This window comes from Pseudomonas sp. RC3H12, from assembly GCF_018596375.1.
In the GTDB taxonomy this organism is placed as follows: Bacteria; Pseudomonadota; Gammaproteobacteria; order Pseudomonadales; family Pseudomonadaceae; genus Aquipseudomonas.
On the sequence record NZ_CP075595.1, the window covers coordinates 2378417 to 2396281 of the forward strand.

Genomic DNA, 17865 nt, shown 5'->3' on the forward strand with positions numbered 1-17865 from the left:
CAAAGTACGGAGAACCACCATGAAACCCTCGATGGCACTCAAGCCTCTGGTTTTCGCAATTGCTGCGATCATGGCTGTGGCTGTACAAGCTGGGCAGAATGATCCACGTGGCGGCCACAACAATGGCCATAACAATGGCCACAACAACGGTCATCACACCCCTCCTCCTACCAAGATCCCGGTATATGCAACCGCCAATGCCTGGGACAAGCAAAGCAGCACCAACAACCGCATCAACAATGAAGGCACGGTGAACGAAGCCGAAATGAGCAGCTCGGCCTCCGGCACCAGCGGCAACGTGGGTGTCAACGTCGCGGCCGGCGCCGGCAACCAGCAGGACAACGCCGCCGCCATCGCCAACGCCGGCGCCGACTCGAGCCTGGACAACAGCTTCGTGTTCGGCTCCGCCTCGGCCACCGCCGACGTACGCCAGTACAGCAACAACAACAAGGTCAACAATTACGGCACCACCAACTCCGGCATCATGAGCGGCTCGGGCAACAACGGCAGCGGCAACATGGGCATCAACATTGCCGGTGGCGACCTGAACCAGCAGAAAAACACCATGGCCATTGCCAACTCCAATGCGCCACTGGGTAATGCCACCGCCACCGCCTCTGCCGACCAGAATGGCCCAGGCCTGGTAGTGAACAACAGCGCCGACCGCACCTACCGGGTCGATACGCTGACCTTCACCACCACGAAAAGTGGTAGTGCCTCGTACGACAAGGACTCCAGCTACAGCAAGGAAGGCAGCTCGTCTTCGAGCTGGGAGGCGGCCGGAGCCAACAGCTGGAACGCCAGTGGCTCGAAGAGCTCCGACGCCAGCGGTTCGCGCAGCCACGAATCGAGTGCTTCGGCTAGCGGCTCTCTGAACGCTTCGCTGGATGCCTCGGCAAGCGGCAGTGTGACCCAGACACAGGACTTCGGCCGCCACGAGCGCAGCCGCACCGACTCGTTCGATGCATCGCTGAACGCTTCGATCGACGCTTCGTATGACAAATCGCACGAGAAGTCCTCCAGCTCCTCGTTCGAGAAGGCTTACGACTCTTCGTTCGAAAAGGCCTACGACTCTTCGTACGAAAAATCGGGCAGCAAAGCTTCCGAATTTGCCAAGTCCGGCTCGAAGAGCTTCAGCGAGTCCAGCTCGTACGACCTGAGCAACACCGTGTCGTTCCAGGTGCTGACCCCTACCGGTTGGGCTAACCCTGTGACCAACACCGCAACCCTCAGTGGCTCGGTGAACGGTGGCAGCGGCAACCTCGGCGTCAACGTCGCAGCCGGTGTGGGCAACCAGCAGAGCAACTCGCTGGCCATCTCCAACACCTCGTTCTGAGCGCTGTAACCGTAAGGCCCCCTTCGGGGGGCCTTTCTTCAACAGGACCAGGGGGCAAGACCATGCGGATGATCGCCTTGGCGTTTTTGCTGTGCATGGCAAGCTACAGCGAAGCGGCGCAGATGCCGCTTTCGGTTTTGCCGGGGGGCGCGGTGATCTACAAGCCCATCCAGAGCATCCGTGAGCGCAAGTTCGCCGACCTGGTGCAACAGAAGACCGATTTCAGTTGCGGCGCCGCGGCGCTGGCAACCATCCTGCGCCAGGCCTACTGGCTGGACGTGGACGAACAACACATCATCGAAGGCATGCTGGCTCACGCCGACCAGGACCTGGTACGGGTGCAGGGCTTCTCCATGCTCGACATGAAACGCTACGTGGAAAGCCTGGGCATGCGTGCGCGCGGCTACCGGGTCGCTGCCGAAACCCTGAACAGCGTGCGTATACCCGTGGTGGTGCTGATGGACATCCGTGGCTACAAGCACTTCGTGGTCATGCAACGGGTCGACAAGGGCTGGGTCTATATCGGCGATCCGGTCCTGGGCCACAAGCGCTACAAGGTCGAGGACTTCCTCAAGGGCTGGAACGGCATCATCTTCGCCGTGATCGGCCAGGGTTACGACAAGACCAATGCCTTGCTCGACCCTCCTCTGCCGCTGAGCGCCAAGGGCCGGATCAACAACTTTACCCCGGTCAAGGACGCTGACCTGATGGACTTCGGCTTCATCCGCAGCGACTTCTTCTAATGACAATCAAGCACGACGCTCCGGGAGCATCCCATGAAGACTCCAGCATGGCTCACCCTGATCTGTCTGGCAGCCGCCCTGCCCCTCCAGGCAGAAACGTTCAAGCCCATTGAACTGAAAGACCAGGAGCTGGCGAACCTGCGCGGGCGCTATGTAATGCCGGGGCGGATCATCAGTTTCGGCGTGGTCATGACCAGCACCTGGCAAAACGCCAGTGGCGATGTCATCGGCGCCAAGACCTCGATGCAGGTCCAGCAATCGACCATCAAACCGCAATTCTACGTGTCGATGATCGACAAGAAAGGCTCCGGCGCTGCCAACGCGCAAGGCGCCGGCAGCGTCACGGGCGGCGCGGGCCTGAACACGACCGACGGTGTTACCCAGGTAGTGCGCGCCGCCGGCGACAACAATACCGCTTACAACAACGTCGATATCAACGTCACCAAGGCCAACCAGGCACCCGATACGCCACAGCAGGGCCAGGTACTGGCAGCAGGCTCCACACTGGTTGGCAGCAACGGCGCCGGCTCGCTGAGCGTATCGGCCAGCGGCACCGGCGTGCAGCTCGACGTGGTGGCCAACAACAACCAGGGCAGTGCCCTGCAACGCATCGCCCAGGGCGGGTTGATGCAGAACGCGACATTGCTCGGCAATGGCAACCAGGTCAGCAACCTGACGGCCCTCAACGTCGTGCTGCGCGACAACGTGCCTGATGCCGCGCTGAACGGCAATCTTGACCAGCTCAAAGGCCTTCGCGCTCTCGGATACTGATCTACGCTGACTCTCATCGTATGTAGTCTGAAGGGACGGCTAACCCATGCACCGATCGTTGACGTTCAGAGCTGTAGTCTGTCTGAGTACCTTGGCACCCGCGACATTGCTCTACGCAGCTCCGGACCCTCAGGTCGAGGCACTGAAGCAGGAGCTGCGAGAGCTCAAGCAACGCTACGAAGCCCAACAGAACGCGCTGATGGTGCTCGAACAGCGCGTGCGGCAAGTAGAAGAGACCCCGGCGGCGCCGCCGCCCAGGCGCCTGACAAGGTCCCCCTCGGAACCGGCCAAAGGCGCCCAGACGGTTGCGTCAGGCACCCCTGGCAATGCAGGCAGCTCCTATGGTCAATCGCTAAAGGACGACTCCGAGCCTGCGCAAAGTGTTTCCAACCTGTATGACGAAGCCAGCGGCTTCTTCGGCGGCGGCAAGTTCAGCGTCGAGACCGGCGTGACCTATACCCACTACGACACTCGCGCCCTGACCCTCAACGGTTTCCTCGCCCTGGACTCGATCTTCCTTGGCAACATCAACCTCGACCGCATCAAGGCCGATAACTGGACACTGGACCTGACAGCCCGCTACAACCTGGACCAGCGCTGGCAGTTCGACATCAACGTGCCGATCGTCTACCGGGAGTCGACCTATTCTTCAGGCGGCGTAAGCGGTGTGGGCTCCACCGCCTCCGATGCCACGGTAACCCGAGACCCCGCCATCGGCGACATCAACGTGGGGGTAGCCTACAAGTTCCTCGACGAGTCGGAAAACTGGCCCGACGCGGTCGCGACCCTGCGGGTCAAGGCCCCCACCGGCAAGGACCCTTACGGTATCAAGCTCATCAGGGATACGGCCAACGACAACCTGGCGGTGCCTGAAAGCCTGCCCACCGGCAATGGTGTCTGGTCGATCACACCGGGGATTTCGCTGGTCAAGACGTTCGACCCGGCCGTTCTCTTCGCCAGCCTGTCCTACACCTACAACATGCAGGACTCGTTCAGCGACATCAGCCCGGAAGTCAACAGCAAGGTACCAGGCGACGTGAAACTCGGAGATTCCTGGCAGATCGGCGGGGGTATCGCCTTCGCCCTGAACGAGCGGATGAGCATGTCGTTCTCGGTCACCGACCAGTTCGCCAGCAAAAGCAAGATCAAACGCGATGGCGGCGACTGGCAGTCGATCACCAACAGCGACTACAACGCGGCCAACTTCAACGTCGGCCTGACGTTCGCCGCCACCGACAACCTGACCATCGTCCCCAACCTCTCCATCGGTTTGACCGAAGACTCGCCGGACTTCTCGTTCAGCCTGAAATTCCCCTACTACTTCTGACCGCACCGGGCCCGCGCACGGGCCCGGCATTTGGTTACCGGTTTTGTAGCATCCGACTTTCCCGGCACCAGCCTGTTATCATCCGGCACAATTTTGTGACGGTTTAATGGCATTAAGGAAAGTTTCGTGAACAACCTGCTCGGTCACCCTCGCGCCCGCCTTGCCGCCCTGGCAATCCTGGTGCTGGTGATACCCCTGACCGCGCGCGCCCTGCTGGGCTGGTCCAACCCCTTTGGCTATCTGTCCGACCTCGCCATCGGCAGCCTGTTGGTCCTGCTCCTGCTGCGACGTCCCTGGTGGCTGGCCCTGCCGCTGCTGTTGGCTTGGGGCGGCCTGTGGGTGGCATCCGCCGAGCTGGTCAGCGCCGTCGGCAGGCTGCCCACGGTCGACGACCTGAGCTACCTGATCGACCCGCAGTTCATGGAGAACTCCACCGGCGGCGGACTGGCCCATGCCTGGCTCCCCGCCCTGCTGGTCACCGGCCTTGGCGCCTGGCTGGCGAGCGTATGGCGATCGCCCGCCAGCGCGTCATTGCCACGGCGACTCTGGGCCGTGCCCCTGGCTCTGTTCGGCCTGCACTGGGGCGGCCAGCAACTGGCCCCCTCGGACGCCGACCAATGGCGCCAGTACGGCCTCACCCACCAGGCGCTGTCGACGGCAGTGGGCAAGGTGCAGCATCAGGCCTTGAGCCGTATGGGCCGGGTGCCGGCAGTCACGGCGCTGTCCAGCGCCGGCCTTACCCAGTCCGACCTCAATGGCGTCAAGCTGCTCGACGCAGCGGGCAAGGCACGCAACCTGCTGATCATCACCGTCGAGGGCATCCCCGGCGCTTACCTGCGCCCCAACCGCGAGGCACTGGGCAGCCACTACCAGCAGGACCTGATGCCCCGTCTCAGCCAGTGGGCCGAGCGCGGCATGAACACCCCCGACTATGTATTGCACACACACCAGACCATTCGCGGCCTGTACGCGATGCTCTGCGGCGACTATGACAAGCTGGCCAACGGCACGCCCAAGGGGGTCGAGCTGCTGACCCAGCAGCAACGCAACCAGGCCTGTCTGCCGGCCCAGCTGCGCGAGGCCGGCTTCGCCACCCATTACCTGCAAGGCGCCGGGCTGCGTTTCATGGCCAAGGACCGGATCATGCCCCACATCGGCTTCGACACGGTGCATGGGCTGGAGTGGTTCGCCAACGACAACTACCTGGAATTCCCCTGGGGCAAGGATGATCGCGCCTTCTTCGAAGGTGCGCTCGACTACGTCGCCGAGCTGCGCAAGCAACCAAAACCCTGGATGCTCACCCTGCTCACGGTCGGCACCCACCAGCCCTATTCGGCGCCGGAGGCCTATTTGCAACGCTTCGATACGCCCAAGCAGGCTGCGGTGGCCTACCTCGACGATGCCCTTGGCAGCTTCCTCGACGGTCTCGCGCGCCAGGGCGTTCTGGAAGACACCCTGGTGATCGTCACCTCCGACGAATCCCACGGCATCGATGGCGTGCGCCTGGCCTCGGCGTGGGGCTTCAACCTCACGCTCGCACCGGAGCAGGCCCAACTGCCCAGGCTCAAGCAGGGCACCTACGGCCATGTCGACCTGAGCACCTCCCTGCTCGATTATTTCGCCCTGCCGATCCCGGCGGCCTTGGCCGGCCGCTCGCTGTACCGCGACTACGACAGTGGCCGCGAGATGATTTCCTACACCAATGGCATGTTGCGCTACCACGACGGCCAGGGCACCCTCAGCGAGTGCGATTTCCAGCAACGCTGCCGGCGCTATGCCAGCCCCGGCTTCATCGCCGACCAGGCCAGGTTCCTCGGCCGTGGCGAAGACACGCTCGGACCGCAGATCAACCTGTTGGCCACGAGCCTCGACCAATCGCTGCTGCAGACGCCGCTCAACCTGCGCTACCAGTTCGGCGGTCCCTCCCCCATCGCCCTGGCTGAGCGCATCAAGGATGACTGGGCCGACAACCTGATCGGCGCGCAATACCTGGAGATGCCCGAAGGCACCCGCACCCGGGTACGTCTCAAGGTACGAGCGCTGGACCCCCGCCACGCCGCGTACATCCGGCTCAAGGCCAAGGAGCTTGAGCAAGATGTGCAGCTTGGCTTACCCGAAGAGATTCGGGTAACGGCCGATGAGCCGCTGGAAATGCAGTTCGACTTCGACAACCCCACCGTGCGCAAGGCGTTTTCCTTCCACCTGTTGGGGTATGGTGGCGGCGAGGTGGAGGTCAGCGACTTCAGCGTGATCACCGAGCTGCCCGACGAGCCGGAGACGATGGAGGAACTGGCGGATGGGCATCTTGCCCAGTCGAGCTGAGGCCCCGCAATCGGGAGCGTGGTTGCTCAACGAATCTGGTGCTTGTGCAACAACCGGTAGAACGTCGGCCGCGACACACCCAGCACCTTGGCCGCGATACTCAGGTTGTCGCTGTGCCGGTTCAGCACATCGCACAACGCCTGCCGCTCGGCGCGGTGCTTGTAGTCCTCCAGCGTGCCCAGCGGCTGGTCCTGCTCCTGCAGGTCCTGCAAACCCAGGTCCTGGGCCTCGATCTGCCGGCCTTCGGCCAGCACCAGGCCACGCCGAACCCGGTTGGCCAACTCGCGCACATTGCCCGGCCACTCGTGCCGGCCCATGGCCGCCAAGGCACCGTCGCTGAACGAACGTGGCCGCCTACCCGTCTCGGCGCTGTAGAACTGCGAGAAATGGCTGGCCAGCATCGACAGGTCGCCATGCCGGTCACGCAGTGGCGCGGTCACCACTTGCAGCACATTCAGGCGGTAGTACAGGTCTTCGCGAAACCGCGCCAAGGCGATGGCCTTTTCCAGGTCCACATGGGTCGCCGCCAGAACCCTGACGTCGACGGCGATGGGTTGATTGCCGCCCACCCGTTCGATGTGCTTTTCCTGAAGAAAGCGCAGCAGATTTGCCTGCAGTTCCAAAGGCAGGTCACCGATCTCGTCGAGAAACAGGGTGCCACCATTGGCCGCTTCGATGCGCCCCACCTTGCGCTGGTGAGCCCCGGTGAAGGCGCCCTTTTCATGGCCAAACAGCTCGGACTGGATCAGGTGTTCCGGTATGGCCCCGCAATTGATGGCAATGAACGGTTTGTCCCAGCGTTGTGATTGCCGGTGCAGGGTGCGCGCCACCAGTTCCTTGCCGGTTCCGCTTTCGCCACGGATCAGCACTGGCGACTCGGTCGGCGCCAACTTGCCGAGCAACTTGCGCAACTCGCGGATTGGCCGGCTTTCGCCCAGCAGTTCATGTTCGGGCTCATCCACCCGCACCGCGCCCTTGCCGCGCAGGCGTGCCATGCCAAAGGCACGGCCCAGGGTGACCTGCACCCGGGAGACATCGAACGGCAACGTATGGAAGTCAAAAAACCACTCGCAGACGAAATCTCCGACATTCTGCAGGCGCAGTTCCTCGGCGCTGAGCACGGCGATCCACTCGGTATTGCTGCGCTTGATCAGGTCCTTGACCGCTTCGGGGTGCAGCAGGTGCGAGGCTTGCAAGCGCACCAGGCCAACGTCGCAGGGCTGCTCCAGTGCGGCCTCGAGCGTGCAACTTCGGACATCCCAGCCGACACTGCACAAGCCCGGCAACAGGCGGTGGCAATCGTCGCAGGGGTCGACGATCAGCAGGCGGCGGTGGGATGCAGGTTCAAGCATGACCTTTCCTTGGCGCCAGTTATTGGTTTTTTACCTATAAACAGACAGTTGCGACGCCCGAATTAACAGTAGCAATGAACTTGACGCTCCCCACTACCGTTGGTCAGCCCGCCAGCCGTGTGCCCGGCACACTCGGGAATTATCTCAACCCTTGCGCGTCTGAGGCGGGAGCGACAAGCACGGACGAATGAATCGTCAATAAAAAATTTCAAAACCTTGTGACTTGAACCCTGACCTGGAGCATCAGTACAAATAACCCCGCGCTGTAGAGTGTTCAGGAATAACACCGCGGAACAATATTTCGCTGTTTGGGACCATGAGAGAGACCGAACCATGAATGCCCCGCTCCGTGTCAACGAAGCACTGCTGATCGCCGACCACGCCTTCGAACCCTTCCAGTGCGTAGCCTGGGATGCACCCAACGGTACCGGTGAGCTGAGCCTGGCAGTGATCGACCGGACCAGCACTCGTATCGGCAGCAAACAAGTGTCCTCGCGCGTCTATTCCGACCCTGCGCAATGGGCCAGTTTGATCGAGGAAGTGCGCGCCGAACTGTCCGGCAAAGGTTACGACCTGCAACCCTGGTCGATGCCAAAGTAACAAGACTGCCTGTTACAAAGTGCGTGGCCGCCACGCACTTTGGTAACTTTCCCCGAATACGGGGATAACTTTTTCAATTGCGACATCCTGTCGCAGCCACCTGCTTAACTGAGCACGCTGAACTGCTCGATATGCCGATATTCGGCATGTAGTTGTTCGGCAATTTGTCGTGCGCGGCCCACGCGCACCGCCGCCATTTCCATATCCACCAGCAACGTGTTGCACGGTAACGGCTGCAACTGTGCTTCCTGCTGCAGGCGACCATCGGTCAGCACCAGGCAACGCTGGGTCTCCAGGGGCAGGCGCTTGCTCCGCGCCAGCAGCCAGTGGCGCGCCTCCTCCAGCGCCGCCGGCAACGGCGTACCGCCGCCAGCCCCCAGCGCCTGCAACCAGGGCTGCAACGCCGCCGAGGCCTTCAGGCCATGCCGTTGCCATTGCGGCTTGTCGCCACTGGCCGTGAGCAAGGCCAGGCGGGCCCGTTGCCGATAGGCCTCATCGAACAATCCGGCCAGCAGGCCCTTGGCCTGGGACAGTGCCTGGTTGCGGCGGGTGGAAGCCGATGCATCCACGATCACCAGCCAGAGCTCCGGCGCCTGGGCCTGACGTTGTTGCCAGCACAGCTCACGGCGCAGGCGCGGCCGCCCCTTGAGCAAGGTCGCCAGCCAGGCAATGCGGCCAGTCTCGGCCGCACGCGGGCGGCCCCGGGTGCTACCTGTCAAATTGCCGGCACGGGGTCTGGCATCCGCCGCCTGGGCATGGCGCAAGCGGATGCTCAGGGCTTTTTTGCCCAGTTCGGTACCTCGCGGCGTACGCCCGTCGCCACCGGCTGGGGCGGCAACGCGCCCCAGTCGCCCTGCCCGCCTTGCGTTTGCGGCGGCCGAGGAGGCTCGCCCGCCGTGGCGGCCTGCGCTTGCGGTGCGTGGGCGCGACGGCGATGGCGCAAGGCAAACTCGGCCACCGCCTCCACATCCGCTTCCTCGATCACCGTACTGCCACGCCAGGCGGCGTGGGCCCGTGCCGCACGCAGCCAGACCAGGTCGGCGCGCATGCCGTCCACCCCGGCGGCAAAGCAGCGCTCGGTGATCAAGGCCAGGGCCTGGTCGTCCAAGGGGATCGATGCCAATTGCTCGCGCGCGGCCTGGCAACGCTGGCGCAGCGCGGTCTGCTGGGGCGCCCACTGGGTACAGAACGCCTGTGGGTCGTTGTCGAAGGCCAGCCGACGGCGAATGATCTGCTGCCGTGCCTCGGGCGCGGGCAGGCCCTCCAAGGCCACGTTCAGGCCAAACCGGTCGAGCAGTTGCGGCCGCAGCTCGCCCTCCTCCGGGTTCATGGTACCGATCAGCACGAACCGGGCGGCGTGCCGATGGGAGATGCCATCGCGCTCGATGCGATTGGTCCCGCTGGCAGCTACATCCAGCAGCAGGTCCACCAAGGGATCGGGCAGCAGATTCACTTCATCGACGTACAGTACGCCACCGTCGGCATGGGCCAGCACACCCGGCGAGAACCGCGCCTGGCCCTGGCTCAAAGCGGCATCGAGGTCGAGGGTGCCGACCAGACGTTCTTCGGTCGCCCCCAGTGGCAGGGTCACGAACGGCCCGCCGCCCAGCAGGTCGGCCAGGCCCCGTGCCAGGGTGCTCTTGGCCATGCCCCGAGGGCCTTCGATCAGTACGCCACCGATTTTCGGGTCGATCGCGGTCAGGCACAGGGCCAGCTTGAGGTCGTCGGCGCCGACCACGGCGGCCAGGGGGAATTGTACGGGTTCGCTCATGTTCAGCTGTCTTCCTCGCCGGCGAGCAACTGCTGCTCGAGGCTCTCGCGATAGTCGCCCGGCTCCTGCCACAACCCGCGCTGCTGGGCTTCCAGCAAGCGCTCGGTAAGGTCGCGCAGGGCTTCGGGGTTGTGCTCGCGCATGAAATCACGGGTGGCCGGGTCGAGCACATAGGCGTCGGCCAGGCCCTGGTAATGATGGTCGTCGATCAGGTGGGTGGTGGCGTCGAAGGCAAACAGGTTGTCGACCGTCGCCGCCAGCTCGAATGCACCTTTATAGCCATGACGCTTGGCGCCGTCGATCCATTTCGGATTGAGCGCGCGGGCACGGATCACTCGGTTGAGTTCTTCCTTCAGGGTCCGCACCCGCGGCCGGTCGGCCTGGCTGTGATCGCCGTGGTAACTGGCCCGCGAGGTGCCGGCCAGGGTTTCGGCGGCCGCCAGCATGCCGCCCTGGAACTGGTAGTAGTCGTTGGAGTCGAGCAGGTCGTGCTCGTGATTGTCCTGGTTCTGCAGCACCGCCTGTACCTGCGCCAGGCGCTGGGCGAATGCGGCGCGGGCCGGCGTGCCCTCGTCGCTGGCGCCGTAGGCGTAGCCACCATGGTTGAGGTAGACCTCGGCCAGGTCGTCGCGGCTGTGCCACAGGCGCCCGTCGATGGCGTTCTGCACGCCCGCTCCGTACGCCCCCGGCTTGGCTCCGAACACCCGCCAGCCGGCCTGCCGCGCCGCCTGCTCCAGCGCCATGCCGGCGCCGAGCAACGCTTCACGCTCGGCGCGCACCCGGGCGGCCAGGGGGTTCAGGTCGTCCGGCTCGTCCAGCGCGGCCACTGCCTGCACCGCGGCGTCGAACAGGCGGATCAGGTTGCCGAAGGCGTCACGGAAGAAACCCGACACCCGCAGCGTCACATCCACCCGCGGCCGGTCGAGCAGGCTCAATGGCAGGATCTCGAAGTCGTCAACCCGCTGGCTGCCGGTGGCCCACACCGGACGCACGCCCATCAGCGCCAGGGCCTGGGCGATGTCGTCGCCACCGGTGCGCATGGTCGCCGTGCCCCACACCGACAGACCCAGCTGCCGCAAGTGGTCGCCGTGGTCCTGCAGGTGGCGCTCGAGGATCAGGTTGGCCGAGGCGAACCCCAGGCGCCAGGCCGTGGTGGTCGGCAGGTTGCGCACATCGACGGTGTAGAAGTTACGCCCGGTGGGCAGCACGTCCAGGCGGCCACGGCTGGGCGCGCCACTGGGCCCGGCCGGGACGAAACGCCCGGCCAGCGCGGCCAGCAGGCCGTCGATCTCGGCGGCGCCACAGGCGTCCAGGTCCGGCGCGATCTGTTCGACCAGCGCCTGCAACACCTCGCGTACCGGTGCCCAGCCGTCTTCATCCGGCAACGCCGCAGCCCCTTGCAATGCCTGCTCGATCAATGTCAGCGCCAGCCACTCCAGGCGCTCACGGGTATCACCACAGGTGCGCCATGCGCTGCTGTCGACTTGTAGCAGCAGGCCAGGGCGCGGCCCGTCCCAGGGCTGTCCCAGGTCGCAGTCCAACGGATCGAAGCCCAACGCCAAGGCCTTGGCCAGCACGCGAATCAGGCTGGCGTTACCGCCCTTGCCATCTCCCCGCGCCACCCGCACCAGGGCCAGCAGCGTGTCGCTGCGCAGGCGCCCCTGGGGCGACTGGCCGAACACATGCAGGCCATCGCGGATCTGCGACTCCTTGAGGTCGCACAGGTAGGTATCCAGGCGCGGCAACCACACCGCAGCATCCTCCAGCTGCCCTTCAAGCTGCAGTTCACGGTCGATGTGGTTGGCCTTGACCAGTGCGAGGATGTCGCGCTGCAACTCGTTGGCGCGACGTGGATCGAGCAGCTGCGCTTCGTAGTACTCGTCGGCCAGCTGTTCCAGGTGACGCAGCGGGCCATAGGTCTCGGCGCGGGTCAAGGGCGGCATCAGGTGGTCGATGATCACCGCCTGGGTGCGTCGCTTGGCCTGGGCGCCCTCGCCTGGGTCATTGACGATAAATGGATAGATGTTGGGCAGCGGCCCGAGCAACGCGTCCGGCCAGCATTCGGCGGACAGCCCAACGCCCTTGCCCGGCAGCCATTCCAGGTTGCCGTGCTTGCCGACATGGATCAACGCATCGGCGGCGTAGCCGTTGCGCAACCAGAAGTGGAACGCCAGGTAGCCGTGCGGCGGCACCAGGTCCGGGTCGTGGTACACGGCGCTGTGGTCCACCTGGTAGCCCCGCGCCGGCTGGATGCCGACGAAGGTCAGGCCGTAGCGCAAGCCGGCGACCATCATGCGCCCGCTGCGGAACATCGGGTCCTGCTCGGGCGGCCCCCAGCGCTCCAGCACGGCGCGCTGGTTGGCCTCGGGCAACGCGGCGAAGGCGCTGTGGTAGTCGGCCAGGGCCAGGCTCTGGGCGCAAGGGCGCTGGTCAAGGTGATCGAGGTCGTTGGTGACACCGCCGAGCAACTGGTGGATCAACTCGGTGCCGCTGTCGGGCAGGCCGGCTACCGGATAACCCTGCGCCTGCAGGACCTTGAGGATATTCAACGCGGCGCCTGGGGTGTCGAGGCCGACACCATTGCCGATGCGCCCGTCGCGGGTCGGGTAGTTGGCCAGCACCAGGGCCACACGCTTCTCCTGGTTGTCCAGGCGCGCCATTGTCACCCAGCGCCGCGCCAGCTCGGCGACGAAATCCATGCGTTCGGGGTGGGCGCGGTAGCAGACCACGTCGGACTGGCTGCGCTCACTGCGCCAAGCCAGGTCCTTGAAGCTCACCGGCCGGGTGATGATGCGCCCGTCCAGCTCGGGCAAGGCGATGTGCATTGCCAGGTCGCGGGCGCCGAGGCCCTGCTCGCTCTGCTCCCAGCCGGGCTGGTTGTCCTGGGCGCAGATCGCCTGCAACACCGGCACATCGCGGCGCAATGGGCGCAGATTGGGCTGTTCGGGGCTGGACAGGGCAAAACCTGTGGTGTTGATCACCACCTCGGCCTGCACTTCGTCGAGCCAGGCCTCGACCTGGTCCAGGCAGGCGCGTTCCTTGAGGCTGGCCACGGCGATCGGTAACGGATTCAAGCCGCAAGCCTGCAGGCGCTGGCAGAACACATCGATGAACGCGGTGTTGGCTGCCTGCAGGTGGGAGCGGTAGAACAGCAGCGGTGCCACCGGGTACTCCGGATGCCATTCGGCGTACCAGTCCTCGAGCCGTGCGGTGGCCTTGGCCGGGTGATAGACCACCGTGCGCGGCAAGGCCTGCGGCTCGTCCCAGGGGTAGGCGCGCCCCAGCCACTGGCTGGCCAGGCAGTTGAACAGGTTCAGTGCATTGGCCTTGCCACCCTGGCGCAGGAAATGCCAGAGGCGCTCGGCCTGTTCCCCACATACCGTGCCCAGGCCGGTCAGCTCCGGGTCGGGACGGTCGTCGCCGGGTACCAGGATCAGCTGTACGCCACGGGCGGCCAACTCGACCAGTTGTTCGACACCATAGCGCCAGTAACCGACACCGCCATGCAGCGACACCAGGATCACCTTGGCATGGCGCAGCACCTGGTCGACATACAGGTCGACCGAGGCATGGTTCTGTACCTGCATCGGATTGGCCAGGCGCACACTGGGGAAATCCGCCGGCAACTGCTCGGCGGTTTCGGCAAGCAGCGCCAGGTGTGAATCACCGCTGCAGAGGATCACCAGTTCGGCGGGGGTCTGGCCGAGGTCGGCGATGCTGTCGTCCGGCACAAAGCCGCCGGGCTGGGTCCGCAGCAGGTGCATGGGTCAGGCGCCCAGGGCCTGGCGCAGGCGCGCTTCCAGCTGGGTCGCGTCCAGGTCCTGGCCGATCAGCACCAGGCGGGTGATCCGTGGCTCCTCGCTGCGCCATGCACGGTCGAAATGCTTGTCGAAGCGGGTGCCCACGCCCTGGATCAGCAGGCGCATCGGCTTGCCGGGAATGGCGGCGAAGCCCTTGGCGCGCAGGATGCCAAACTCGGTGACCAGTTGCGTCAAGGCATCGAGCAACAGGCTTTCGTCAGCCTCGGGCAGGTCGATGGAGATCGAGTCAAAGGCGTCGTGGTCATGGTCGTCATGGTCATCGCCGTCGTGATGGCTGTCGTGGTGGGTGCGGCGGCCATCGATATGCGCCTCGGACTCGGCGCCCACGCCCAGCAGCACCTCCAGCGGCAGGCGACCACTGCTTGCCTCGATCACCTTGACCGCCGGCGGCAGTTCCTCGGCCACTTCGGCACGGACCTTGGCCAGGCCCTCGGCATCGATCAGGTCGGCCTTGTTCAGTACCACCAGGTCGGCGCTGCCCAGTTGGTCGGCGAACAGTTCGTGCAGCGGCGACTCATGGTCGAGATTAGGGTCGAGCTTGCGCTGGGCGTCGACCTGGTCCGGGTAGGCGGCAAAGGTGCCGGCGGCCACGGCCGGGCTGTCGACCACGGTGATCACCGCGTCGACCGTGCAGGCGTTGCGGATTTCCGGCCACTGGAAGGCCTGTACCAGCGGCTTGGGCAAGGCCAGGCCGCTGGTTTCGATAAGGATATGGTCGAGGTCGCCGCGGCGCGCCACCAGCTCGCGCATCACCGGGAAGAACTCCTCCTGCACGGTGCAGCACAGGCAGCCGTTGGCCAGCTCGTAGACGCGGCCGTTGGCCTCTTCCTCGGAGCAGCCGATGCTGCACTGCTTGAGGATTTCGCCATCGATGCCAAGCTCGCCGAACTCGTTGACGATCACCGCGATGCGGCGGCCCTGGGCGTTGTCGAGCATATGGCGCAGCAAGGTGGTCTTGCCCGAGCCGAGGAAGCCGGTAACGATGGTGACGGGAAGCTTGGCCAGTGTTTTCATGTCGCGATGCCCTTGGCAGCAATGGCGCGGGCATGCAGGACGACAGCCACGGCCCGTGTCGGCCTGGCGGGTTCGCCACCGGATCACCCCGCCCGGTTGAAAGTCGAAAACGTTGCGAGGCAGGTCTCCTGGCTTGCACCGCCGGCCGTCAAAGCCAGTGGGATGGCGCCTTCCCGCGCGTGCGCAGTGGCTGTGCCGATCCGTCATCAGTGCCTACAGTTGCGGGGGCAGCCGCGGCTTGTACCGCGTTCCCGTCTTAGCCCGGGCCAGCGCCCGGGAACCTCGAACCGGCAAGGCTACGCAGTGCCTGCCTGGCGGTCAACCGCCGCGGCGATTGACGCAGGCCCGGCCCCGTGATTTGCTAGCGCATTGCGTTCAGGTGCCCCCAACGGGGGTGAAACGGGAAACCGGTGCGTCGCGCCTCCTTGAAGAGGGCGACAAGGCCGGTGCTGCCCCCGCAACGGTAAGCGAGAGAAGCGTCCAGACCACTGTGCCCATCGTGCGGCATGGGAAGGTGGCGCTTGATCGATGGAGCCCCGCTCCACCTCGCCAGCCCGGAGACCGGCCTGACATGCTTGCAGAACACCCCGCGGTGGGCGGGCGCTGTCGTATCACCTGGGCCAGCCGCGCCCGGGGGCGTCGCGCCTGCCCGTTGCCACAACAAAAGCAGCAGAGGAACGCGTCATGCCCATCACCCACGCCAAACCCAGTATCGCCACCCCCGTCAGTCTCAGCCAGCGCCTGATCGTCGCGATCGGCGCCAGCCTGCTGGGCCTGTGCCTGGTGTACTTCGCCGGTTTCTCGCACATCGAAGCGGTGCACAACGCCGCCCACGACACCCGCCACAGCGCCGCCTTCCCTTGCCACTGAGTACGCCCGCATGATCACGCGCATCGCCCGTACCGCGGGTTTCAGCGGCCTGCTCGCCGCCCTGCTGCTGACCCTGCTGCAAAGCTTCTGGGTCGCCCCGTTGATTCTCCAGGCGGAAACCTATGAAACCGCCGCCCCCGCCGTCGAACAGCATGAACATGGCGAGGCCGCAGCGCCCCATGAGCACAGCGCCGAGGCCTGGGCGCCCGAAGATGGCTGGCAACGTATCCTGTCCACCACGGGCGGCAACCTCGTGGTCGCCGTCGGCTTCGCCCTGATCCTCGCCGCACTGTACAGCCTGCGCGCCCCGGGCCGCGTGGCCACCGGCGCACTGTGGGGCCTGGCGGGCTTCGCCGTGTTCTGCCTGGCGCCGACCCTGGGCCTGCCACCGGAACTGCCTGGCACCGCCGCCGCCGACCTCGGCCAGCGCCAGACCTGGTGGATCGGCACCGCCGCCGCCACCGCCGCTGGCCTGGCGTTGCTGGTGTTCGCCCAGCACTGGCTGTTCAAGGTGCTCGGCGTCGCCCTGCTGGTGATCCCGCACCTGATCGGCGCGCCACAGCCAGCGGTTCATGAAAGCCTGGCCCCCGAGGCGCTGGAGACCCAGTTCAAGATCGCTTCGTGGCTGACCAACGCCGCGTTCTGGTTGGCCCTGGGCCTACTCAGCGCCTGGTTGTTCCGCCGCTCCAGCCAGCACTGATGCGCGACCTTGTTCCCCAGCCGGCGTTGTATGCCGGCTTTGGTTGCCGCCGTGGCTGTCCGGTCGAAACGCTCGCGGTGCTGCTGCGCCAGACCCTGACCAACCACGCCCTGCCCCTGTCGGCGCTGAAGGCAATCGCCAGCATCGAACCCAAGGCGCGCGAGCCCGGCCTGCTGGCACTGGCCGAGCGGCTCGGGTTGCAGTTCATCTGCTTCGACAGCAGCCACTTGTCGACCTTCGAAGCGCTGCTCAGCCAGCGCTCGACAACGGTGTACGCCCAGACTGGCTGCTGGGGTGTCGCCGAAAGCGCAGCCCTGGCCCTGGCCGGCCGCACCGGCGTTGCGCCGCGCCTGCATGTGCCAAGGCAAGCGCTCGGCGGCGCTACCCTGGCCCTGGCCATCGGCGGATAATCCGCCTCTTTACCTGCAAGGAACCTCCATGACGGTCTATTTCATCGGTGCCGGCCCCGGCGATCCCGAGCTGATCACGGTCAAGGGCCAGCGCCTTGTCCGACAGTGCCCGGTAATCATCTACGCAGGCTCGCTGGTACCAGCTGCAGTGCTCGAGGGGCATAAGGCACACACCGTCATCAACAGCGCCGAGCTGCACCTGGAGCAGATCATCGAGGCCATGCGCCAGGCCCATGCCAACGGCCAGGACGTGGCCCGCGTGCACAGCGGCGACCCTAGCCTGTACGGCGCCATCGGCGAACAGATCCGCCACCTGCGTGAGTCGGGCATCGATTACCAGATCATCCCCGGAGTCACCGCCACTGCCGCCAGCGCCGCGCTGCTGGGTTGCGAGCTGACACTGCCGGACGTGGCGCAGACGGTGATCCTCACCCGCTACGGCGACAACTCGCCGATGCCGGCCGGTGAACAGCTGGCCGATCTGGCCCGCCATGGCAGCACCCTGGCCATCCACCTGGGTGTACGCCACCTGCCGCGAATCGTCGAGCAACTGCTGCCCCACTATGGCGCCGACTGCCCCATCGCCGTGGTCCATCGTGCCACCTGGCCAGACCAGGATTGGGTCAAGGGCACCCTGGCGGACATCGTCGAGCGCCTGGCAGCCAAGGGCTTCCGGCGTACCGCGCTGATCCTCGTCGGTCATGTCCTGGGCGATGCCCCGTTCGCCGACTCGGCCCTGTACCGCGCCGGTCACGCCCATCTCTACCGCCCCGGCCCGTGAAGCGATTGCCGAGTGGGCGTGGGCGGCGCACACTGGGCCTTCCAACT

At 65.4% G+C, this 17865-nt stretch carries 15 protein-coding genes and 2 riboswitches; of the genes, 10 read left to right on the plus strand and 5 right to left on the minus strand.

Annotated features, from left to right (window positions below; all coding sequences use genetic code 11):
• The first annotated feature begins 19 nt into the window (after positions 1–19).
• From fapC to KHO27_RS10850, 5 genes are all read left to right on the plus strand, one after another.
• Entirely contained in the window at positions 20–1336 is a 1317-nt protein-coding gene (fapC, locus tag KHO27_RS10830) for an amyloid-like fimbrin subunit FapC (RefSeq protein ID WP_110702161.1), read from the plus strand.
• 62 nt (positions 1337–1398) lie between these two features.
• Positions 1399–2079 (plus strand): fibril amyloid maturation endopeptidase FapD, encoded by a 681-nt coding sequence (gene fapD, locus KHO27_RS10835; protein WP_094012022.1) that lies wholly within the window; start codon positions 1399–1401, stop codon positions 2077–2079.
• 33 nt (positions 2080–2112) lie between these two features.
• On the plus strand, positions 2113–2850 hold the full coding sequence (fapE, locus tag KHO27_RS10840; protein ID WP_110702163.1) for a fibril amyloid subunit FapE: 738 nt from the start codon (positions 2113–2115) through the stop codon (positions 2848–2850).
• 46 nt (positions 2851–2896) lie between these two features.
• The gene (gene fapF / locus KHO27_RS10845) at positions 2897–4177 is read left to right on the plus strand and encodes a fibril amyloid transporter FapF (RefSeq protein WP_110702165.1); all 1281 of its coding nucleotides are present in this window, start codon (positions 2897–2899) and stop codon (positions 4175–4177) included.
• 126 nt (positions 4178–4303) lie between these two features.
• A complete protein-coding gene (locus KHO27_RS10850; protein ID WP_111532313.1) occupies positions 4304–6499 on the plus strand; it encodes an LTA synthase family protein in 2196 nt (731 codons plus the stop codon).
• Between the two features lie 26 nt (positions 6500–6525).
• Here the strand turns inward: KHO27_RS10850 and KHO27_RS10855 are convergent, their stop codons facing one another.
• Entirely contained in the window at positions 6526–7851 is a 1326-nt protein-coding gene (locus tag KHO27_RS10855) for a sigma-54 dependent transcriptional regulator (RefSeq protein WP_110702169.1), read from the minus strand.
• Between the two features lie 333 nt (positions 7852–8184).
• Between KHO27_RS10855 and KHO27_RS10860 the strand changes: the two genes are divergently transcribed.
• Positions 8185–8451 carry a hypothetical protein gene (locus tag KHO27_RS10860; RefSeq protein ID WP_028690802.1) on the plus strand — a complete coding sequence of 89 codons (267 nt, stop codon included), beginning with the start codon at positions 8185–8187 and terminating at the stop codon, positions 8449–8451.
• Between the two features lie 104 nt (positions 8452–8555).
• Here KHO27_RS10860 and KHO27_RS10865 read toward each other — a convergent pair whose 3' ends face one another.
• Genes KHO27_RS10865 through cobW form a run of 4 tightly spaced genes read right to left on the minus strand, consistent with a single transcriptional unit; the run spans position 8556 to position 15057 of the window.
• Positions 8556–9170 carry a vWA domain-containing protein gene (locus KHO27_RS10865; RefSeq protein WP_250888440.1) on the minus strand — a complete coding sequence of 205 codons (615 nt, stop codon included), beginning with the start codon at positions 9168–9170 and terminating at the stop codon, positions 8556–8558.
• Positions 9171–9223: 53 nt separating this feature from the next.
• On the minus strand, positions 9224–10222 hold the full coding sequence (locus tag KHO27_RS10870; RefSeq protein ID WP_111532312.1) for a magnesium chelatase ATPase subunit I: 999 nt from the start codon (positions 10220–10222) through the stop codon (positions 9224–9226).
• Between the two features lie 2 nt (positions 10223–10224).
• Positions 10225–13986 carry a cobaltochelatase subunit CobN gene (gene cobN / locus KHO27_RS10875; protein ID WP_214501783.1) on the minus strand — a complete coding sequence of 1254 codons (3762 nt, stop codon included), beginning with the start codon at positions 13984–13986 and terminating at the stop codon, positions 10225–10227.
• Between the two features lie 3 nt (positions 13987–13989).
• Entirely contained in the window at positions 13990–15057 is a 1068-nt protein-coding gene (cobW, locus tag KHO27_RS10880) for a cobalamin biosynthesis protein CobW (RefSeq protein WP_214501784.1), read from the minus strand.
• 101 nt (positions 15058–15158) lie between these two features.
• Positions 15159–15357, minus strand: a riboswitch (cobalamin riboswitch).
• 61 nt (positions 15358–15418) lie between these two features.
• Positions 15419–15641: riboswitch (cobalamin riboswitch) on the plus strand.
• Positions 15642–15741: 100 nt separating this feature from the next.
• Between cobW and KHO27_RS10885 the strand changes: the two genes are divergently transcribed.
• From KHO27_RS10885 to cobM, 4 genes are read left to right on the plus strand one after another with little or no spacing between them, the layout of a single operon-like run.
• Positions 15742–15927, plus strand: coding sequence for a CbtB domain-containing protein (locus tag KHO27_RS10885; protein ID WP_111532310.1), 186 nt, complete (start codon positions 15742–15744; stop codon positions 15925–15927).
• 10 nt (positions 15928–15937) lie between these two features.
• Positions 15938–16627, plus strand: coding sequence for a CbtA family protein (locus KHO27_RS10890; protein WP_111532309.1), 690 nt, complete (start codon positions 15938–15940; stop codon positions 16625–16627).
• Positions 16627–17037 carry a cobalamin biosynthesis protein gene (locus KHO27_RS10895; RefSeq protein ID WP_214501785.1) on the plus strand — a complete coding sequence of 137 codons (411 nt, stop codon included), beginning with the start codon at positions 16627–16629 and terminating at the stop codon, positions 17035–17037. The genes KHO27_RS10890 and KHO27_RS10895 overlap by 1 nt, the downstream gene beginning before the upstream one ends.
• Before the next feature lie 28 nt (positions 17038–17065).
• A complete protein-coding gene (gene cobM, locus KHO27_RS10900; protein WP_214501786.1) occupies positions 17066–17818 on the plus strand; it encodes a precorrin-4 C(11)-methyltransferase in 753 nt (250 codons plus the stop codon).
• The last annotated feature ends 47 nt before the right edge of the window (positions 17819–17865 follow it).